This window comes from Dactylosporangium sp. NPDC051485 (genome assembly GCF_040682015.1).
GTDB lineage: Bacteria > Actinomycetota > Actinomycetes > Mycobacteriales > Micromonosporaceae > Dactylosporangium.
In genome coordinates, this window is sequence record NZ_JBFAZW010000049.1 from 13254 (window position 1) to 31508 (window position 18255).

The 18255-nt window shown below is 70.5% G+C and carries 20 protein-coding genes; 7 read left to right on the forward strand and 13 right to left on the reverse strand.

Annotated elements, in window-relative coordinates:
* Positions 1 to 126 precede the first annotated feature (126 nt).
* The 5 genes from AB0M46_RS26140 to rfbA form a co-directional block, all read right to left on the reverse strand.
* Entirely contained in the window at positions 127 to 708 is a 582-nt protein-coding gene (locus tag AB0M46_RS26140; RefSeq protein ID WP_363339918.1) for a hypothetical protein, read from the reverse strand.
* Positions 705 to 926 (reverse strand): hypothetical protein, encoded by a 222-nt coding sequence (locus AB0M46_RS26145; protein ID WP_363339920.1) that lies wholly within the window; start codon positions 924 to 926, stop codon positions 705 to 707. Before AB0M46_RS26145 ends, AB0M46_RS26140 begins: the two co-directional genes overlap by 4 nt.
* A 36-nt stretch (positions 927 to 962) precedes the next feature.
* Entirely contained in the window at positions 963 to 2321 is a 1359-nt protein-coding gene (gene pafA, locus AB0M46_RS26150) for a Pup--protein ligase (protein WP_363339922.1), read from the reverse strand.
* 35 nt (positions 2322 to 2356) lie between these two features.
* A complete protein-coding gene (gene rfbC / locus AB0M46_RS26155) occupies positions 2357 to 2956 on the reverse strand; it encodes a dTDP-4-dehydrorhamnose 3,5-epimerase (RefSeq protein ID WP_363339924.1) in 600 nt (199 codons plus the stop codon).
* Between the two features lie 221 nt (positions 2957 to 3177).
* Entirely contained in the window at positions 3178 to 4047 is an 870-nt protein-coding gene (gene rfbA / locus AB0M46_RS26160; protein WP_363339926.1) for a glucose-1-phosphate thymidylyltransferase RfbA, read from the reverse strand.
* Between the two features lie 73 nt (positions 4048 to 4120).
* On the opposite strand from rfbA, the gene rfbB reads away from it, so the two are divergent.
* The 4 genes from rfbB to AB0M46_RS26180 are packed head-to-tail and all read left to right on the forward strand — an operon-like array spanning position 4121 to position 7083.
* Entirely contained in the window at positions 4121 to 5113 is a 993-nt protein-coding gene (gene rfbB, locus AB0M46_RS26165) for a dTDP-glucose 4,6-dehydratase (RefSeq protein WP_363339928.1), read from the forward strand.
* Between the two features lie 2 nt (positions 5114 to 5115).
* The gene (gene rfbD, locus AB0M46_RS26170) at positions 5116 to 5988 is read left to right on the forward strand and encodes a dTDP-4-dehydrorhamnose reductase (RefSeq protein WP_363339930.1); all 873 of its coding nucleotides are present in this window, start codon (positions 5116 to 5118) and stop codon (positions 5986 to 5988) included.
* Entirely contained in the window at positions 5985 to 6395 is a 411-nt protein-coding gene (locus AB0M46_RS26175; RefSeq protein WP_363339932.1) for a DUF2304 domain-containing protein, read from the forward strand. Before rfbD ends, AB0M46_RS26175 begins: the two co-directional genes overlap by 4 nt.
* A complete protein-coding gene (locus tag AB0M46_RS26180) occupies positions 6382 to 7083 on the forward strand; it encodes a glycosyltransferase family 2 protein (protein WP_363339934.1) in 702 nt (233 codons plus the stop codon). The genes AB0M46_RS26175 and AB0M46_RS26180 overlap by 14 nt, the downstream gene beginning before the upstream one ends.
* 49 nt (positions 7084 to 7132) lie before the next feature.
* Here AB0M46_RS26180 and prcA read toward each other — a convergent pair whose 3' ends face one another.
* From prcA to arc, 5 genes are all read right to left on the reverse strand, one after another.
* Positions 7133 to 7939 (reverse strand): proteasome subunit alpha, encoded by an 807-nt coding sequence (gene prcA, locus AB0M46_RS26185; RefSeq protein WP_363339936.1) that lies wholly within the window; start codon positions 7937 to 7939, stop codon positions 7133 to 7135.
* Between the two features lie 43 nt (positions 7940 to 7982).
* Entirely contained in the window at positions 7983 to 8822 is an 840-nt protein-coding gene (gene prcB / locus AB0M46_RS26190) for a proteasome subunit beta (RefSeq protein ID WP_363339938.1), read from the reverse strand.
* Between the two features lie 151 nt (positions 8823 to 8973).
* Entirely contained in the window at positions 8974 to 9189 is a 216-nt protein-coding gene (locus AB0M46_RS26195; protein ID WP_363339941.1) for a ubiquitin-like protein Pup, read from the reverse strand.
* A 47-nt stretch (positions 9190 to 9236) separates the two neighbouring features.
* Entirely contained in the window at positions 9237 to 10754 is a 1518-nt protein-coding gene (gene dop / locus AB0M46_RS26200) for a depupylase/deamidase Dop (protein ID WP_363339943.1), read from the reverse strand.
* 145 nt (positions 10755 to 10899) lie between these two features.
* The gene (arc, locus tag AB0M46_RS26205; protein WP_363339945.1) at positions 10900 to 12666 is read right to left on the reverse strand and encodes a proteasome ATPase; all 1767 of its coding nucleotides are present in this window, start codon (positions 12664 to 12666) and stop codon (positions 10900 to 10902) included.
* 210 nt (positions 12667 to 12876) lie between these two features.
* On the opposite strand from arc, the gene AB0M46_RS26210 reads away from it, so the two are divergent.
* Positions 12877 to 13164, forward strand: a complete 288-nt coding sequence (locus tag AB0M46_RS26210) for a ferredoxin (protein WP_363340040.1) — start codon at positions 12877 to 12879, stop codon at positions 13162 to 13164.
* Between the two features lies 1 nt (position 13165).
* Here the strand turns inward: AB0M46_RS26210 and AB0M46_RS26215 are convergent, their stop codons facing one another.
* Genes AB0M46_RS26215 through AB0M46_RS26225 form a run of 3 tightly spaced genes read right to left on the reverse strand, consistent with a single transcriptional unit; the run spans position 13166 to position 15862 of the window.
* The gene (locus tag AB0M46_RS26215; RefSeq protein WP_344616915.1) at positions 13166 to 13735 is read right to left on the reverse strand and encodes a hypothetical protein; all 570 of its coding nucleotides are present in this window, start codon (positions 13733 to 13735) and stop codon (positions 13166 to 13168) included.
* Entirely contained in the window at positions 13713 to 14660 is a 948-nt protein-coding gene (locus AB0M46_RS26220) for a tRNA (adenine-N1)-methyltransferase (RefSeq protein ID WP_363339947.1), read from the reverse strand. The genes AB0M46_RS26215 and AB0M46_RS26220 overlap by 23 nt, the downstream gene beginning before the upstream one ends.
* On the reverse strand, positions 14657 to 15862 hold the full coding sequence (locus AB0M46_RS26225) for a site-2 protease family protein (RefSeq protein ID WP_363339949.1): 1206 nt from the start codon (positions 15860 to 15862) through the stop codon (positions 14657 to 14659). The genes AB0M46_RS26220 and AB0M46_RS26225 overlap by 4 nt, the downstream gene beginning before the upstream one ends.
* Before the next feature lie 70 nt (positions 15863 to 15932).
* Here AB0M46_RS26225 and AB0M46_RS26230 point away from each other — a divergent pair, with 70 nt between their 5' ends.
* Both AB0M46_RS26230 and AB0M46_RS26235 read left to right on the forward strand, forming a co-directional pair.
* Positions 15933 to 16778, forward strand: coding sequence for a RecB family exonuclease (locus AB0M46_RS26230; RefSeq protein ID WP_363339951.1), 846 nt, complete (start codon positions 15933 to 15935; stop codon positions 16776 to 16778).
* Between the two features lie 286 nt (positions 16779 to 17064).
* Positions 17065 to 17436, forward strand: a complete 372-nt coding sequence (locus AB0M46_RS26235; RefSeq protein ID WP_363339953.1) for a hypothetical protein — start codon at positions 17065 to 17067, stop codon at positions 17434 to 17436.
* The last annotated feature ends 819 nt before the right edge of the window (positions 17437 to 18255 follow it).

Below are 18255 nucleotides of genomic sequence, written 5' to 3' on the forward strand. Positions count from 1 at the left end.
CCAGAGCGAGCCCGCCGCCGATCAGGGCCTCGCCGCCGGCACGCTCGATGATGCCGTTCCGGCGCTGGCGACCCAGCGGAGCCGCGACAGATCCGCCACCGCGGGCCGGCACCGCGGCGACCGGCGTCAGGCCTTCGCCAGGGCGGTGCCGGCGACCGAGCGGAGCTGCGGCAGGTGGTCGGCGCCGGGATCGGCGGCGGCCACCAGGTACACGGCGACGATGGCCTTGCCCCGGCGGGTCAGCAGCGTCTTGGACTTGTCGCTCAGCGCCGCCTCGCCGACCCCGCCAACGGCCTCCAGGGACACGATCGTCGTCCACAGCTTCTGGGCCTGGCCCGCGTCGGCGAAGGTCAGGGCGACGACCGTGACCTGATCGCCGGCGGCGCTGCCGAAGGGGCACATCCGGGCTTGGGCGGTCAGGCCGAGGGTCTGGGCGGCCTGGCCGTACTGGGCGGCCGCCGCGGCGCCGTCGCCCTGGCTGGCGCCGACCGGCAGGCCGGTGGCCTGCTGGACCTGGGCGGCGGAGATCAGGCCCTGGCAGCCGTCGGAGTTGACCACCGGCGGGAGGGTGGGTGAGGCCAGCGGCCGGTGGGAGACCTCGTCGGCGGCCGGGGCGGCCGGCAGCGGCCGGTGCTGGGCGCCGTCGCCGGTGCAGGCGGCGAGCAGGAGCAGGACCGCCCCCGCGAGGAGCCCGGCCGCGGGTCTCACGCGTAGACCACGATCAGGACGAAGGCGGCGACGATGACGATCAGCAGCGAGGCCAGCAGCCACGTCGGGTACTTCGGCCCCTCGGTCCGGTTGCGCTCGATCTCCTCGCGGATGCGCTGCAGCCGCCGGCCCTGACGGCTCTTCGCGGGGCGGTCCGGGTTGAAGTCGGCGTCGAGCTTCTTCGGCTTCGGGGGCGGCTGGTCCGGTGCGTCATACATAGCGCCGGCCAGCCTAACCCCCGTCAGCCTCGTGCGTCACATGCTCGCGATCAGGCGGTCGACGCGCTCGTCGTAGGCGCGGAACGGGTCCTTGCACAGGACGGTGCGCTGGGCCTGGTCGTTGAGCTTCAGGTGCACCCAGTCGACGGTGAAGTCGCGGCGGCGCTCCTGGGCGTGGCGGATGAACTCGCCCCGCAGGCGGGCCCGGGTGGTCTGCGGCGGGGTCTCCTTGGCTTCGAAGATCTCCAGGTCGGTGGCGACCCGGTCGACCTGGCCACGCTTCTCCAGCAGGCCGTAGAGGCCCCGGCCGCGGCGCAGGTCGTGGTAGGCCAGGTCCATCTGGGCCACCCGCGGGTGGGACAGCGGCAGGTCGTGCTTGGCCTGGTAGCGCTCGATCAGGCCGAGCTTGGTCACCCAGTCGACCTCGCGCTCGACGTCCTTGTGGTTGCCCGTGTCGACGGCGTTCAGGACCCGGCCCCACAGGTCCATGACCCGCTTGGTGGCGGCGTCGGCGCCGCGGCGGTCCAGGAACTCGGTGGCCTTGTCGAAGTACTCCTGCTGGATCTCCAGCGCCGAGATCTCCTTGCCGCTGGCCAGGCGGACCCGGCGGCGGCCGGTGATGTCGTGGGACACCTCGCGGATGGCGCGGATCGGGTTCTCCAGCGAGAGGTCCCGCATGGCCACCCCGGCCTCGATCATGCGCAGCACGATGTCGGCGGTGCCGACCTTGAGCAGCGTGGTGACCTCGTTCATGTTGGAGTCGCCGACGATGACGTGCAGGCGCCGGTAGCGCTCGGCGTCGGCGTGCGGCTCGTCGCGGGTGTTGATGATCGGGCGGGACCGGGTGGTCGCCGACGACACGCCCTCCCAGATGTGCTCGGCGCGCTGCGAGAGGCAGTAGACGGCGCCGCGCGGGGTCTGCAGCACCTTGCCGGCGCCGCAGATCAGCTGGCGGGTGACCAGGAACGGGATGAGGATGTCGGCCAGGCGGCCGAACTCGCCGTGCCGGCTGACGAGGTAGTTCTCGTGGCAGCCGTACGAGTTCCCGGCGGAGTCGGTGTTGTTCTTGAACAGGTAGATCTCGCCCGCGATGCCCTCGTCGTGCAGGCGCCGCTCGGCATCGACGAGCAGGCCCTCGAGGATGCGCTCGCCGGCCCGGTCGTGGACGACCAGATCGGGCACCGAGTCGCATTCGGGAGTGGCGTATTCCGGGTGGGAGCCCACATCCAGGTAGAGGCGCGCGCCGTTGCGCAGGAAGACGTTGCTGGAACGGCCCCACGACACGACGCGCCGGAAGAGATAGCGGGCGACCTCGTCCGGGGACAGGCGACGCTGCCCCCGGTAGGTGCACGTGACCCCGTATTCGGTCTCAAGGCCGAAAATTCGCCGGTCCATGTACAGACATTAGCCGCCTGAGGCCGGATTCGAACCTATTGGGACCGGAGACTTTCCGTATACCCCTGGCAGGTGGCGTAGTCCGGCAGCCGCCCCTCTTCGCGCAGTTGGGCCAGGGTAGGCGCGGCGGCGTCGCGGGCCGACAGCGTCGGGTCCTCGGCGGGCCAGGCGATGGCCAGTTCCGGGTCGAGCGGGTGAATGCCGTGCTCACCCGTCGGGTTGTAGGACTCGGAGACCAGGTACGTCAGGGTGGCATCGTCGCTCAGGGCGCAGAACCCGTGCCCGAGGCCCTCGGAGACGTACACCGCGCGCCGGTCGACGTCGTCGAGCTGCACGCCCTCCCAGCGGCCGAATGTCGGGGATCCGACCCGGATGTCCACGATCACGTCGAGCACGGCCCCGCGGGTGCACATGACGTACTTCGCCTGCCCCGGCGGCACGTCGGCGAAGTGGATGCCGCGCACCACCCCGCGCGCCGAGACGGACAGGTTGCCCTGCGCCAGCCGCAGCGGGTGGCCCACCTCGGCGGCCAGGTGGTCGAAGCGGTAGAACTCGGCGAACAGGCCGCGGGGGTCCCCGTGCAGCACGGGGGTGATCTCCCAGGCGCCGCCGATCGAGAGCTGTCGGATCTTCACGTGCTGACTCCGTAGCGTGTCGGTCGTGGTAGCGGGTGCGCAAAGCCACCCGGTGGGACAGGGCCTGTTTCATGACTGAGGCGGGGCTGCGGCGGGCCCAGATTCCGCCTGGCGGCGTCCCGCGGAAGCCCGGTTACAACACCGGTAGCCTGGCTCCCGCGGGCCACCACCAGACGAAATCTGGACTCCGCCTCGCTCCCACCCCAGTCATGAAACAGGCCCTAGTTCTTCCAGTCCAGCAGGTGCAGCAGGTAGTCCCCGTAACCACTCTTGCGCAGCGGCTCGGCCAGCGCCCGCAGCTCATCGTCGCTGATCAGCCCGGCCCGCCAGCTCTCCTCTTCCACGCACCCGATCTTGAGGCCCTGCCGCTCCTCGATCACGCGCACGAACTCGGCCGCCTGCACCATCGTGTTGAACGTACCGGTGTCCAGCCACGCGGTGCCGCGGTCCAGCACGACCACGTGCAGCTCGTCGAGCTCCAGGTACGCGGCGTTCACCGCGGTGATCTCCAGCTCGCCCCGGTCGCTCGGCTTGAGCTCGCGGGCGATCTGCACGACGCGGTTGTCGTAGAAGTACAACCCGGGGACCGCATAGCGCGACTTGGGCCGGGCCGGCTTCTCCTCGATCGAGAGCACGCGGCCGTCTGGGGCGAAATCGACGACGCCGTAGTCCTGCGGGTTGGCCACCGGGTAGGCGAAGACCCGGCCGCCCTTGACGTCGGCGTTGTCGGAGAGACGCTGGCCGAGCGCGGCGCCGTGGAAGATGTTGTCGCCGAGCACCAGCGCCACGCTGTCGTCGCCGATGAACTCGGCGCCGATGATGAACGCCTGGGCCAGGCCCTCGGGGCGGGGCTGGGTCGCGTAACTGATCTGCAGCCCCCACTGGGAGCCGTCGCCGAGCAGCCGCTGGAACTGGTCGGAGTCCTCGGGAGTGGTGATCACCAGGATCTCGGTGATGCCCGCCATCACCAGCGTGGTGAGCGGGTAGTAGATCATCGGCTTGTCGAAGACCGGCATCAGTTGCTTCGACACGGCCTTCGTCAAGGGCCACAGACGCGAGCCGGTCCCACCGGCGAGGATGATGCCACGCACCCGGTCACCTTACGGGCTGTGGCCAACCGGGGTCGACCCGGCCGTGACTCGGTTGCACTAGACTCCCGAACCCGTGAGAATTCTCGTCACCGGCGGTGCCGGTTTCATCGGCTCGCATTACGTGCGCACCCTGCTGAGCGGCGGCTATCCCGCATATGCCGGTGCTGCCGTGACCGTCCTCGACAAACTCACCTATTCGGGCAACCGGGAGAACCTCGCCCCCGTCGACGGTGACCCTGCGCTCACGTTCGTGGAGGGCGACATCTGCGACGCCGGCCTCGTCGGCGAGCTGATGCCGGGCCACGACGCGGTCGTGCACTTCGCCGCGGAGTCGCACGTCGACCGCTCCATCCTGGGCGCGGGCCCGTTCGTGACGACCAACGTGCTCGGCACCCAGGTGTTGCTCGACGCGGCCCGGGCGGCCGGGGTCGGGCGCTTCCTGCACGTGTCGACCGATGAGGTGTACGGCTCGATCCAGGAGGGGTCCTGGACGGAGGAGTGGCCGCTGGCGCCGAACTCGCCGTACTCGGCCTCCAAGGCCGGCTCCGACCTGCTCGCCCTGGCCTACCACCGCACCCACGGCATGGAGGTGGTGGTGACCCGCTGCTCGAACAACTACGGCCACTACCAGTTCCCCGAGAAGGTCATCCCGCTGTTCGTGACCAATCTCATCGATGGGGCGACCGTGCCGCTGTACGGCGACGGCGGCAACATCCGCGACTGGCTGCACGTGTCCGACCACTGCGCCGGGATTCAGCTGGCCCTGGAGAAGGGCCGCTCCGGCGAGGTCTACAACATCGGCGGCGGCCGGGAGCTCACCAACCGCGAGCTGACCGAGGTGCTGCTGGACGCGACCGGGCGGGACTGGGACTCCTCGGTGCGTTACGTCGAGGACCGCAAGGGCCACGACCGGCGGTACTCGCTGTCGATCGAGAAGATCCGCAACGAGCTCGGCTACACCCCCCAGGTCACCTTCGAACAGGGCATCGCCGAGACGGTGGCCTGGTACAACGAGAACCGGGCCTGGTGGGAGCCGCTCAAGGCCCGCGCGGCGCTGGGCCACTGACCGTGACCCGCTACCTGGTGACCGGGGCCGGCGGCATGCTCGGCCACGACCTGCTCGACGTGCTGGCCGGCCGGGACGTCACCGCCGCCACCCGCGCCGAACTGGACATCACGGACACGGCGAAGGTCCGCGACCTGGTCGAGGGGCACGACGTGGTCCTCAACGCGGCCGCCTGGACCGACGTCGACCGCGCCGAGTCGGACGAGGCCGGCGCGACCGCGGTGAACGGCACCGGCGTGGCCACGCTCGCCACCGCCTGCGCGGCCGCCGGCGCCCGCCTGCTGCACGTCTCCACCGACTACGTCTTCCCCGGCGACGCCGACGCGCCGTACGCGGAGGACGCGCCGACGGCGCCGATCAACGCCTACGGGCGCAGCAAGCTGGCCGGCGAGCGGGCGGTGCTCGACACGCTGCCCGCGACCGGCTACGTGGTGCGTACCGCCTGGCTCTACGGCGCGCACGGCAAGAGCTTCGTGGCCACGATGCTGCGCCTGGCCGGCGAGCGCGAGTTCGTCGACGTGGTCGACGACCAGGTCGGCCAGCCGACGTGGTCGCGGGACCTGGCCGAGCGGCTGATCGCCCTGGCCGACGGCGGCGCGCCGGCCGGCGTCTACCACGGCACGGCCTCGGGCCAGACCTCGTGGCACGGGCTGGCCGAGGCGGTCTTCGCCGGCGCCGGCCACGACCCGGCCCGGGTCCGCCGCACCAGCAGCGAGGCGTTCAAGCGGCCTGCGCCCCGCCCCTCCTACAGCGTGCTCGGGCACGCGCGCTGGGCGGCGGCCGGGCTGGCACCGATGCGCCCGTGGCATGACATGCTGACCGCAGCGCTCGCCGACCCGGCGTTCGCTACCCGAGCAGACGAGGCCCCGCGTTGAAGCTCACCATCGTCACGGTCATCACGGCGATAGCCGTCCTGGCCTTCATGATCGAACTGCTGCGGAGGCGGCAGCTCCAGGAGAAGTACGCCATTCTGTGGCTCGCGGTCGGCATCCTCATGGTGCCGCTGGCGATCTTCCCGGTCATCATCGACAAGATCGCGAAGCTCGTCGGCATCGCCTCCGGCGTGAGCCTGGTGATGTTCTTCGGCATCGTGTTCCTGCTGCTGGTGACCGTACACCTCAGCTGGGAGGTCAGCCGGCTCGAGGAAGAGACCCGGACGCTGGCCGAGGACCTGGCGTTGCTGCGCAGCGAACTGGGTCGCCCCCGGCCGCAGGAGCTCGCCCCTTACGAGTCCCACGAATCCCTCGCGCCCCAGGAGGTGGGCCCGGATGATCAACGGTAAGCGGGTCCTCATCATCATCCCGGCCTGGAACGAGTCCGGGTCGATCGCCGACGTCGTGCGCGAGGTGCACGGCGAGCTGCCCGGCGTGGACATCATCGTCGTCGACGACGGCTCCACCGACGACACCGCCGCCAAGGCCGCCGCGGCCGGGGCGATCGTCGCCCGGCTGCCGTTCAACCTCGGCGTGGGCGGCGCGATGCGCACCGGCTACCGCTACGCCCGCGACCACGGCTACGACGTGGCCATCCAGGTCGACGCGGACGGGCAGCACGACCCGCGGTACATCCCGAAGCTCGTCGACGCCCTGGACGAGAACGACCTGGTCATCGGCGCCCGGTTCGCCGGCGAGGGTGGCTACTCGGTCACCGGCCCGCGCAAGTGGGCGATGAAGATGCTCTCGGCGGTCCTGTCCGCGATGGCCGGCACCCGGCTCACCGACACGACGTCGGGGCACCGGGCCTGCAACCGGCGGGTGATCGAGTTCTTCGCCAACTGGTACCCGGCGGAGTACCTTGGCGACACCATCGAGGTGCTGGTCCGGCTGGCCCGCAACAAGTACAAGATCACCCAGATCCCGGTGGCGATGCGCCCGCGGATGGCCGGCACCCCGAGCAACTCCCCCATCAAGGCGTCGATCTACCTGGGCCGCGCGTTCATCGTGCTGCTCCTGGCGATCATCCGCGCCTGAGCACACAGCAAAGGGCCGGGTCGAGCGACCCGGCCCTTTTTTGTGAAGATTATTCGTCTTCGGCGCCGCCCGAGGCGTTGTCGGCGGGGCTCGGCGAGGCCGGCGGCTGCGGCTTGTCCTCGAGGCCGCCCTCCACGTCGGCGGACTTGACCGCCGAGGCGTCCTCCAGGATCGCGGTCAGGGCCAGCCCGGTGAGCCGGCGGAACGTGCGCCCGGGCCGGTTGCGGTCCAGGACCGCGACCTCCAGCTGGTTGGCCTGCAGCTTGCGCGGCTGCCCGCCCTCCCCGCCGACGCTGCCCAGACCCTCGACGGCCAGCTTCAGGGCCTCAGCGAGCGTCTGGTCGGGCCGCAGGCGGCTCTTCACGGCGCCGGAGATGGTGTCGGACTGCCCGCCCATGGTGACCAGGCCCGGCTCGTCCTGGACGGAGCCGTCGTAGGTGATCCGGTAGAGCTCGTCGTCGGCCGCGGTGGCCCCCGCCTCGGCGACGCAGATCTCCACCTCGTAGGGCTTCTGCTCCTGGGTGAAGATCGCGCCCAGGGTGCGGGCGTAGGCGTTGGCGATCTGCCGGCCGGTCACGTCGCGGCGGCCGTAGGAGTATCCGTGCAGGTCGGCCAGGCGGACCCCGGCCGAGCGGAGGTTCTCGAACTCGGGGTAGCGGCCGACGGCGGCGAAACCGATCCGGTCGTAAATCTCGCTGACCTTGTGCAGCGCGGTCGACAGGTTCTCGGCGACGAACAGCACGCCGCCCTCGTAGCTGAGCACCACGACACTGCGACCACGGGCGATGCCCTTGCGCGCGTATTCCGAGCGGTCCCGCATGATCTGCTCGGGCGAGGCGTAGAACTGCATGGCCACGGTGGCGAGTTCTCCTTCTGCTGGTAGTCGGGACGGCTGGGACTCAGACGCCGGGGTTGTCGGACCGCTCGCGGATGATCTGCTCGGCGACGGCGCGGGTCTCGTCGTCGCTGAGCCGGCGGGTGCCCTCCACCGTGGCGATCATGACCACCGGGAAGATGCCGCGCAGCAGGTCGGGGCCGCCGGTCGCGGTGTCGTCGTCGGCCGCGTCGTAGAGCGCCTCGATCGCCAGCTTGACCGCCTCCTCGGTGGTCACGCCCGGGCGGTAGCGCTTCTTGAGCGACGACTTGGCGAACAGCGAGCCGGAGCCGATCGAGTCGTAGCCACGCTCCTCGTAGACGCCGCCGGCCACGTCGAAGCTGAAGATGCGCCCGGCCTCCTCGACGCTCTTGGCGTCGAGGTCGAAGCCCGCGAACAGCGGCACCACGGCGAGGCCCTGCATGGCGGCCCCGAGGTTGTTGCGCACCATGCTGGCCAGGCGGTTGGCCTTGCCCTCCAGCGAGAGCATGCTGCTCTCGATCTTCTCGTAGTGCTCCAGCTCGACCTGGAACAGCCGCATCATCTCCAGGCCGAAGCCGGCGGTGCCGGCCATGCCGACGAGCGAGTAGGCGTCGGCGGCGAAGACCTTCTCGATGTCGCGCTGGGCGATGAGGTTGCCCATCGTGGCGCGCCGGTCGCCGCCCATGAGGACGCCGTCGGCGCAGCTGATCGCGACGATGGTCGTGGCGTGCGCGCTCACGTCGGCGGCCATGCCGGGCGGGAGCGGCCGCCGGCCGGGCAGCATCTGCGGTGCCACCTCGGAGAGGAACTCGCTGAACGACGAGGTCCCGGCGGCGTGAAACGCGGCGGGCAGGCGCCCTGAGTGTTCAAGACCCGTCGGCAACGCAACTCCTCCTGAAAACTGACGTCTGCAGTGATCGACTGAGATGGCCCCACAATACGCGCTGGCGCGGCCGGAAAGCGGCGCGCCACAACGCTGTGGGCGAACAGGCCGCCCGCCCGGAACCCGGACGGGCGGCCTGTCGCGACGGCGGCTACTGGCCGCCCTTCTGCACGTATCCGCGGACGAACTCTTCGGCGTTCTCCTCGAGCACGGAGTCGATCTCGTCGAGGAGGTCGTCGACGTCCTCGCCCAGCTGCTCGACCCGTTCGGCGGTCTCCGGATTGACCTCGGGCGCGACGACCTCTTCTTCCTCGTCGCGCCGGGACTTCCCGGACTGGGACTGCCCGCCCGTATCCCTCGTAGCCATGACTCATCCTCCTCGGGGGGACCACCATACGTACCGCTGCATCGAACTTACCCGGAAGTGATCGCTTCGAGCAGATCCTTCGCACTCGGGCACTTGTCGAACAGCGCGCCGACGTGCTTCTTGGTCCCTCGCTCGGGTTCCATCATCGGCACCCGCACGAGCGACTCGCGGCCAACGTCGAAGATGACCGAGTCCCAGCTGGCCGCCACCACCTCGTCGGGGTACTTGGCCAGGCAACGGCCGCGAAAGTAGGCCCGGGTGTCGTCCGGCGGCTCGACGATGGCCCGCTGGACCTCCTCCTCGGTGAACAGGGTGGCCATCGAGCCGCGGGCGACGAGCCGCTGGTACAGGCCCTTCTCCGGGCGGACGTCGGAGTACTGCAGGTCGACGAGCTGCAGCTTGTGCGAGGACCAGCCGAGCGACTCGCGCTCCCGGTAGCCCTCCAGCAGCCGCAGCTTGGCCACCCAGTCGAGCTCCCCCGCGCACAGCATCGGGTCGCGGCCGAGCTTGTCCAGCGCGTCCTCCCAGCGCTCCAGCACGTCGAGGGTGATCTCGTCGGCGTCGCCGCCCTGCCGGTCCTCGACAAAGGCCCGGCACCGCTCGTAGAACGCCCACTGGATGTCCAGGGCGGACAGCCGCCGCCCGTCGCGCATCCGGATGAGGTGCTTGAGCGACGGGTCGTGGCTGACCGACTTGAGCTCGGTGACCGGGTCGGCGATGCCCAGGTCCGCGGACAGCGCCTTCTCCTCGATCATGGCCAGGACCAGCGACGTCGTGCCGACCTTGAGGTACGTCGAGATCTCCGACAGGTTCGCGTCGCCGATGATGACGTGCAGCCGCCGGTACTTGTCGGCGTCGGCGTGCGGCTCGTCGCGGGTGTTGATGATGGGCCGCTTCAGCGTGGTCTCCAGCCCGACCTCGACCTCGAAGAAGTCGGCCCGCTGGGAGATCTGGAAGCCCGGCGCGGAGCCGTCCTGCCCGAGGCCGACCCGGCCCGCACCGCAGACGATCTGCCGGCTGACGAAGAACGGCGTGAGGTGCATGACGATGTCGGCGAACGGCGTCTGCCGGCGCATCAGGTAGTTCTCGTGGGTGCCGTAGCTGGCGCCCTTGTTGTCGGTATTGTTCTTGTACAGGTGGATCGGCAGCGTGCCCGGGATGGTCGCGGCGCGCCGGGAGGCCTCGGCCATCACCCGCTCGCCGGCCTTGTCCCACAGCACCACGTCCCGCGGGTTGGTCACCTCGGGCGTGGAGTACTCCGGGTGGGCGTGGTCGACGTAGAGGCGCGCGCCATTGGTCAGTATCACGTTGGCCAGCCCGAGATCCTCGTCGGCCAGCGCCTCGGCGGGGTCGTAGAGCGCGCCGGAGTAGGTGAACCCCCGGGCGTCGCGCAGGGGCGACTCCTCCTCGTAGTCCCAACGGGCCCGCCCGCCCTTGGTGAGCTCGGGCCGCGCCCCGTAGGCGTTGACCACCTGGGAGGACGTGACCATCGGGTTCGCACCCGGCTGGCCGGGCACGGACACGCCGTACTCGACCTCGGTGCCCATCACGCGCCGCACACTCATGCCACAACCCTAACCGTTTGCCGAGCCAGCCTGCCCACACCGGACGGGCCACTTTGCGAGAAAGCGTGAGCGGGCGGTGACCGTCCGGCCGTCCGCCCGCTCGTCGCTTTTGTTCCGGATTTACCAGGTTTGTTCGTTTGAGCGGTTAGAGATACTGGCCGGTGTTCGTGGCGGTCTCGATCGACCGGCCGGCCTCCGCGCCCTTGCCTCCGGAGACGAGGGTGCGGATGTAGACGATGCGCTCGCCCTTCTTGCCGGAGATGCGGGCCCAGTCGTCCGGGTTGGTGGTGTTGGGCAGGTCCTCGTTCTCCCGGAACTCGTCGACGCACGAGTCCAGCAGGTGCTGGAGGCGCACGCCCTTCTGGCCACTGGACAGGAAGTCCTTGATGGCCATCTTCTTCGCCCGGTCGACGATGTTCTGGATCATGGCACCGGAGTTGAAGTCCTTGAAGTACAGGACCTCCTTGTCGCCGTTGGCGTAGGTCACCTCGAGGAAGCGGTTCTCCTCTGTCTCGGAGTACATCCGCAGCACGACCGCGTCGATCATGGCCGCGACCGTGGCATCGGGCGACCCGCCGTGCTCGGTGACGTCGTCCTTGTGCAGCGGTACGTCGGTCAGGATGTACTTCGAGAAGATGTCCTTGGCCGCCTCGGCGTCCGGCCGCTCGATCTTGATCTTCACGTCGAGCCGGCCGGGGCGCAGGATCGCCGGGTCGATCATGTCTTCCCGGTTGGACGCGCCGATGACGATGACGTTCTCCAGCCCCTCCACGCCGTCGATCTCGCTGAGCAGCTGGGGGACGATCGTGTTCTCCACGTCGGAGGAGACGCCGGAGCCGCGGGTGCGGAACACGGAGTCCATCTCGTCGAAGAACACGATGACCGGCGTGCCCTCGCCGGCCTTCTCACGGGCCCGCTGGAAGATCAGCCGGATGTGCCGCTCGGTCTCGCCGACGTACTTGTTGAGCAGCTCAGGACCCTTGATGTTCAGGAAGTAGCTGGTCTGCCGCTCCTCCCCGCGCCGCTCGGCGATCTTCTTGGCCAGCGAGTTGGCCACCGCCTTGGCGATGAGGGTCTTGCCGCAGCCGGGCGGGCCGTAGAGCAGCACGCCCTTGGGCGGGCGCAGCTTGTGCTCACGGAACAGCTCGGCGTGCAGGAACGGCAGCTCCACCGCGTCGCGGATCTGCTCGATCTGCGGAGACAGGCCACCGATGTCGGCGTAGTCGACGTCGGGCACCTCCTCCAGCACCAGCTCCTCGACCTCGCTCTTCGGGATGCGCTCGTACGCGTACGCCGAACGCGGCTCGATCATGAGCGAGTCGCCGGCCCGCAGTGGCTGGTCGGCGAGCGTGTGGGCCAGGTGGACGATCCGTTCCTCGTCGGCGTGCGAGACGACGAGGGCGCGGTCGCCGCCCTCGAGGACCTCCTTCAGCATGACGACCTCACCGGCCCGCTCGAACCCGAGCGCGTCGACGATGTTGAGGGCGTCATTGAGCAGGACCTCCTGCCCTCGGCGCAGCTCCTCGGTCTCGATCGCCGGGGATACTGCCACGCGCAGCTTGCGCCCGCCGGTGAAGACGTCGACAGTGCCGTCGTCATGGCGGGCGAGGAAGACGCCGTAACCGCTCGGCGGCTGCGCCAGGCGGTCAACCTCCTCCTTCAGCGTCACGATCTGGGCGCGGGCCTCCTTGAGGGTGGCCACGAGCCGCTCATTGTTTTCGGTCAGCCGGGCAATCTGCGCCTGTGCTGCGGCAAGCCGCTCCTCGAGCTGTCGCACGTGTCGCGGTGTTTCCGTCAGCTTGCGCCGCACCAGGGCGAGTTCCTCCTGAAGAAACGCGACCTGCGTGGAGAGATCGTGGGCGTCCTTCTCCCATCGTGCGGCGCGCGTCTCCGCGTCGTCGCTGCGTGCCACGTCCCACCTCCCCGGGGGCTTCGAACGTTGTGCTCTAACACTAACTGCTGATCGGCGGTTCAGGCCCCCTCGAACACGTGCGCCGTAGGGTGTTTACAAATCCGGGATGGTCGCAGGCCCCCATCCAGCACCCTTTCTGCCGCCGCTGCGGCGTCCGTCACGGCCCCCTGCACGGTTGCGGGCGCGTCGGGTAGCGTCGTGAACGTGAGCGTGGAGACTTCCGAGGACACTCTGCAGGTCTGGGTCGACCAGGATCTGTGCACCGGCGACGGGCTGTGCGTGCAGTATGCGCCGGAGGTCTTCGAGTTCGACGTCGACGGCCTGGCCTACGTCAAGGGCCCCGACGGCGAGCTGCAGCTGGCACCGGGCAGCAGGGTCGGCGTCCCCGCCCACCTGCGGCTGGAGGTCATCGACGCGGCCAAGGAGTGCCCCGGCGACTGCATCCACGTGCACCGCGAGTCCGACGACACCCCGGTCGCCGGACCCGACGCGGAGTAGCTCACAGCATCGGCTTGCCCACCAGGCCGCTGACCAGGCGGGCGAATTCCTCCAGCCGGGCGATCTGACCGGCGCCGCCGTCGTCGAGGGTCTTGCCGAAACGCAGCGCGTCGTGCCGGATCACCGACCCGGCCTCCTCCGCCGCGACGTTCGCCTCGTCCAGCGACGTGAGCAGCAGATACACGTCCACGCTGTCCACCCGGTGGGTGCCGTTGGGGTTGCGCGAGATGCGCCGCCGGCAGCCCACCTCGGTCACCGCCGACAGGGCGACCACCCGCAGCGACGACGTCATCGAGCCCGGCGGCGCCTCCTCGGGTGGGATGTCCTCGCCGTGCCACAGGATGAGCCGGTTGCCGTCGCAGACCACGACCTCCTGCCACACGCCGTTGACGTCGTTCACGAACCGTTCGAGGGTGAAGCCCAGAACGCTCTGACCTCGCAGTACACCCGCCATGGCATCCAGCGCGATGTCCGGGTCCCGCAGGTATGCCCGAGCCGCCGACTCGAGATCCGGGTACGGCGACCAGTCGGGGAAGACTGCGGGAAGGTCACTGAAGCTCGGTCGGCTCATGTCCTTCCGCCTCCTCGTCTGCCCGAGCGGCCGCGGCGGCCGCCAACCGCCGTGCCGCATACGCCTCGGCCCCCTTGCTCGGCTTGCGCCGGCGCGGCGGGGCCGTCACCCCGGGGGCGAGCTTGCGCGCGCTGACCAGGAACGCCGTGTGGGCGATCATGCGGTGGTCGGGCCGCACGGCCAGACCCTCCGCGTGCCAGTCACGCACGAGACTCTCCCAGGCTCGAGGTTCGGTGTATCCACCATCCTCGCGCAAGGCCTCCACCAACTCCGACAACTGCGGCGTTGTCGCCACATAGCCGATGAACACCCCGCCGGGGATCAGCGCCCGCGAGACGAGCGGCAGGATCTCCCACGGGGTGAGCATGTCGAGGATTATCCGGTCGAACCCGCCCTCGTCGCAGCCTGCCACGTCCCCCACCCGCAGCGACCAGCCCGGAACCGGCCCGCCGAAGAACGCCTCGACGTTGCGCCGGGCGATCACGGCGAAGTCCTCCCGCTGCTCGTACGACACCAGGGTGCCATCTGGCCCCACGGCCCGCAGCAGTGAACACGTCAGCGCGCCCGAGCCGGCCCCGGCCTCCAGGACCCGGGCGCCCGGGAAGATGTCGCCCATGGCCACGATCTGGGCCGAGTCCTTCGGGTAGATCACCTGGGCGCCGCGCGGCATGGACAGCACGTAGTCGCTCAGCAGCGGCCGCAGCGCCAGGTAGCCGGTGCCGCCGATGCTCACCACGCTGCCGTCGGGCGCGCCGATGAGCTCGTCGTGGGCCAGTCGCCCGCGGTGGGTGTGGAACTCCTTGCCCGGCTCCAGCACGATCGTGTGCATCCGCCCCTTCGGGTCGGTGAGCTGCACCCGGTCGCCGGGGCGGAAGGGCCCCCTCCGGACGGCGGACGGGGTCTCGACGGGGCTTTCCACACTCACGCGCTGTTCCTCCGGACGGTCGGCCTGCGCGGCCGCCGGATCGGGGCCACGAGGGAGACGAGCTCGGCGCCACGCAGGACGCCGTGCACATCCTCCCCGGTGACCACCAGGTAGTCGCCGCCCGGGTCGTCCCGGATCGCCATCAGCAGGTCGGCGCCGCGAAGATCCCCGACGAGCACGTGATGGCGGTCGATGCGCGCGGCCACGTCCACGATCGGCACCCACGGCCGCCGCTCGGCCGGCACCGCCCGCGCCTTCGCCCGGTGCACGAACCCGACCAGGCTCCCGGCGCTGTCCACCACCGCCACCACCGGCCCGCGGTCGTCGCTGAGCTCGGCGATGCGGTCGGCCTCGGCCAGCGGCGTGTCCGAGCGCACGGCGACGAGCGGCCGGGCCAGCTCCCGCGCGCTGAACGGGGGCAGCTGGGCGGCCGCCTTGGCGTGGCGGATGGCCTGCCCCGCCCCGACCCACATGGTGATCGCGACCAGCAGGGTGAACGCCACCCCGAAGTACGCCTTGTGGAAGGGCTTGAGCTCCAGCAGCAGCAGCGCCGAGCCGGCCGTGGCCACCGCGAGCAGCCGCCCGAACCAGCCGGCCACCCGGCGCCCGACGTTGGCGTCGCCGGTGATCTTCCACACCAGCGCCTGCAGCGCCCGCCCGCCGTCCAGCGGCAGCCCCGGCAGCGCGTTGAACACCCCGACCACGATGTTGGACAGCGCCAGCTGGAAGGCGAACATGGCGGCGATCCCGCCGGACGGCAGCACCACGGCCGCCCCCGCCGCGAGCATCCCCAGCACCAGCGACACCGCCGGCCCGGCCAGCGACACCAGCATTTCCACGCCCGGGCGCGGGGCCTCCCGCTCCATCTCGGTGTACCCGCCGAGCATCTCCAGCGTGATCCCGCGCACGCCGATGCCGCTGCGCCGGCTCGTCACCGCGTGCCCGAGCTCGTGCAGCAGCACCGAGACCAGCAGGCACACCACAAACCCGAACCCGACCAGCAGCCCGGTGCTGAACGGCAGCGGCTGGGCACGGGTCTGCACGATGGTGCCGTACGTGAGCGTGATCAGGGCCGCGAGCAGCAGCCACGAGGGCGCCAGGTAGATCGGGACGCCGGCCAGCCGGCCCAGCGGAATGCCCGATCCGCGCTCCTCCGGCCGCGCGCGAGCGGCCGGCGCCGATGCCGTGCGGTGTTCGTTCATCGCCCCCGATGCTACGGGCTCGGGGGTTCGAAACGCGTTTTTGTCGTACCCCCCGCTTAACCTCTTCACCATGACGGTGCCCGTTACCTCCGCCCTACCCACCCTGTCGCCGTCGCGCGCCGCTGACTTCAAGACGTGCCCGCTGTTGTACCGGTTCCGCAGCATCGACCGGCTACCCGAGCGCCCCACCCCGGACCAGGCCCGCGGCACCCTGGTCCACGCCGTCCTGGAGGCCCTCTTCGACTCCCCCGCCGGCGCCCGCACCCCGGAGCAGGCCGCGTCCCTGGTCGCACCCCAGTGGCAGCGCCTGGTCGAGCAGGAGCCGGAGCTGGCCGGCATCTTCACCGGCACCCCGCTCACCCCGGAGGAGTTCCTGACGAGCGCGAGCGACCTGCTCAACGGCTACTTCGCCGTCGAGGACCCCAACCGCCTGGACCCGGCCGACCGCGAGTCCTACGTCGAGGCCGAGGTCGACGGCCGGCTGGTCATCCGCGGCATCATCGACCGCCTGGACATCTCCCCGGCCGGAGACCTGCGCGTCGTCGACTACAAGACCGGCGGCGCGCCGCGGGAGGCCTTCGAGGCCCGGGCCATGTTCCAGCTGAAGTTCTACGCCCTGGTCCTGTGGCGCACGCGGGGCGTGGTCCCCCGGGTGCTGCGGCTGATGTACCTGCGCGACCAGGAGGTCTGCGACTTCGCACCGGACGCCGACGACCTGGCCCGCTTCGAGCGGACCCTGCTGGCACTGTGGCAGGCGATCGAGCTGGCCACCCGAACCCAGGACTTCCGTGCGCAGCCCTCGCGGTTGTGCGGGTGGTGCTCACACCAGGCGTTGTGCCCGGCTTACGGTGGAACGCCGCCGCCGTTCCCGGTGACAGCGGCGCCGGCCACCGAGGTGGTGGTGGAGCGGGACTGACCGCTTCTGACGGGGGGCGCCGGAAGAGCATGGCTCCGGCTCGTGCATGTGACGACCGTTGGTCATTGGGGAGGCTGGTGGTGCCCGGCCTTGGTGCGGTCGGGTGGCGCCTGGGCCGTCAGGTCGCTGCCTGCCCTGTTGCCCCGTTGGAGTATTTGCGGGGTCTGGCGGTCTGCGGACATCCCGAACGTCCAGGTGCGCCTTCCGCTGGGTTGAGCAGCGGTTGGAGCAGTGCCGAGTGGACGGATGAGCGGTTCGCGGGTGTGGACTGGGCCGAGGATCCCATGTGGTGTATGTCATCGACGCGGTTGGTGAGCCGGTCGAACGACTGGTCGTGGCGCATACGAAGGCCGGGATCGGCCGGGTGGTGACGCTGCTGCGCCGGTATGGCGTGGCCGGGGTGGGGATCGAGCGGCACGACGGCCCTGTCGTCGCGGCGTTGCCGGCGGCGGGGTTGGACGTGTTCGTGGTGCCGCCGTCGCCGGTACGGAGCCGGTACGGGTCGGCGGGGCACAAGGACGAGTGGCTTCGGGAGCGCCGCTTGCGGTTGGCCACACCTTGGGCTGGCCGCGCCGCGCGGATGAGCCGGCCCTGGGAGTGCCGCGCTTGGAAGCGGTACGGCCCCGGTTCGATCACGCGAAGGCTCTGCGATCCGTGACCGGTGAGGGGTTGCCCGCGCCGTGATGCCACTGTGGTTGCGGGAGGCGATCTGGCCGCAGTTCGCCGCGTGCTACCCGTCCCGGACGGGTTCGGCTCGGCGTTGCGGCGCCGCGGCCCGCCAGCGGCTGGGAGCCTGGGCCGAGGCTGGCGTGGCCCAGCCGGTTGCACGCCGTTGGCGCCCGGCAAGGGGCGGGGATCTGCGTCGCGGCGGCGCGCGACGAATACCGTTCCTGTCCTGTGCCGAATCCACCGCCCCGGCGCGCGGGCGTCGCATGGGGCCGGCTCCGGGCCTGACGCCGCCTCGGCGCGATGATGTCCCTGGTGAGCCGCATGAGGTGCGAGGCCCATCGCGACAGCAATTGACTGGCCATGCAGCGGTTTGGCGCACTACTGAACTGCCGATGTGGTTCGTGGTGCGGGCCATTGTCGTCGGGACGTCCGGATAATCGGCGCCGACGGTCCATCGGGGCAGTAATGGCCTGACGCCGTCTTTCGAGAGCCTTGGCGGAAATGGCGTGTGCGGTATTACCGGACGACGATTTTTACGCGCCGGTGGCTGGATATCACCGGTCTCCGTTGTGCGTGTTGCCGCGGCGGCGGGCTTGGGCGGCAATGGTGCGGGTGTGTCACGACACTTCGGGGCAGGGCCGGGCTCTGCGGCGCCGTTCGTCTCGTGCGGCGCGGGATCGCCGCCGTGCGCCAGGCTCTCGCCCATGTGCTGCCCGATGGGATTCCCGACCTGCTCAGGCGGTGCGACCGGCGGTGGCGAGGGCGGCGCCGGCTCGCGCACCGAGCCGTCCCGCTGGTCGCTGGCTGG

What these genes read in the sequence shown, in the direction of transcription:
- AB0M46_RS26145 (WP_363339920.1), bottom strand. Translation starts at nt 926, where the DNA reads ATGTATGACGCACCGGACCAGCCGCCCCCGAAGCCGAAGAAGCTCGAC.
- pafA (WP_363339922.1), bottom strand. Translation starts at nt 2,321, where the DNA reads ATGGACCGGCGAATTTTCGGCCTTGAGACCGAATACGGGGTCACGTGC.
- AB0M46_RS26180 (WP_363339934.1), top strand. Translation starts at nt 6,382, where the DNA reads ATGATCAACGGTAAGCGGGTCCTCATCATCATCCCGGCCTGGAACGAG.
- AB0M46_RS26195 (WP_363339941.1), bottom strand. Translation starts at nt 9,189, where the DNA reads ATGGCTACGAGGGATACGGGCGGGCAGTCCCAGTCCGGGAAGTCCCGG.
- dop (WP_363339943.1), bottom strand. Translation starts at nt 10,754, where the DNA reads ATGAGTGTGCGGCGCGTGATGGGCACCGAGGTCGAGTACGGCGTGTCC.
- AB0M46_RS26215 (WP_344616915.1), bottom strand. Translation starts at nt 13,735, where the DNA reads ATGAGCCGACCGAGCTTCAGTGACCTTCCCGCAGTCTTCCCCGACTGG.
- AB0M46_RS26225 (WP_363339949.1), bottom strand. Translation starts at nt 15,862, where the DNA reads ATGAACGAACACCGCACGGCATCGGCGCCGGCCGCTCGCGCGCGGCCG.
- AB0M46_RS26230 (WP_363339951.1), top strand. Translation starts at nt 15,933, where the DNA reads ATGACGGTGCCCGTTACCTCCGCCCTACCCACCCTGTCGCCGTCGCGC.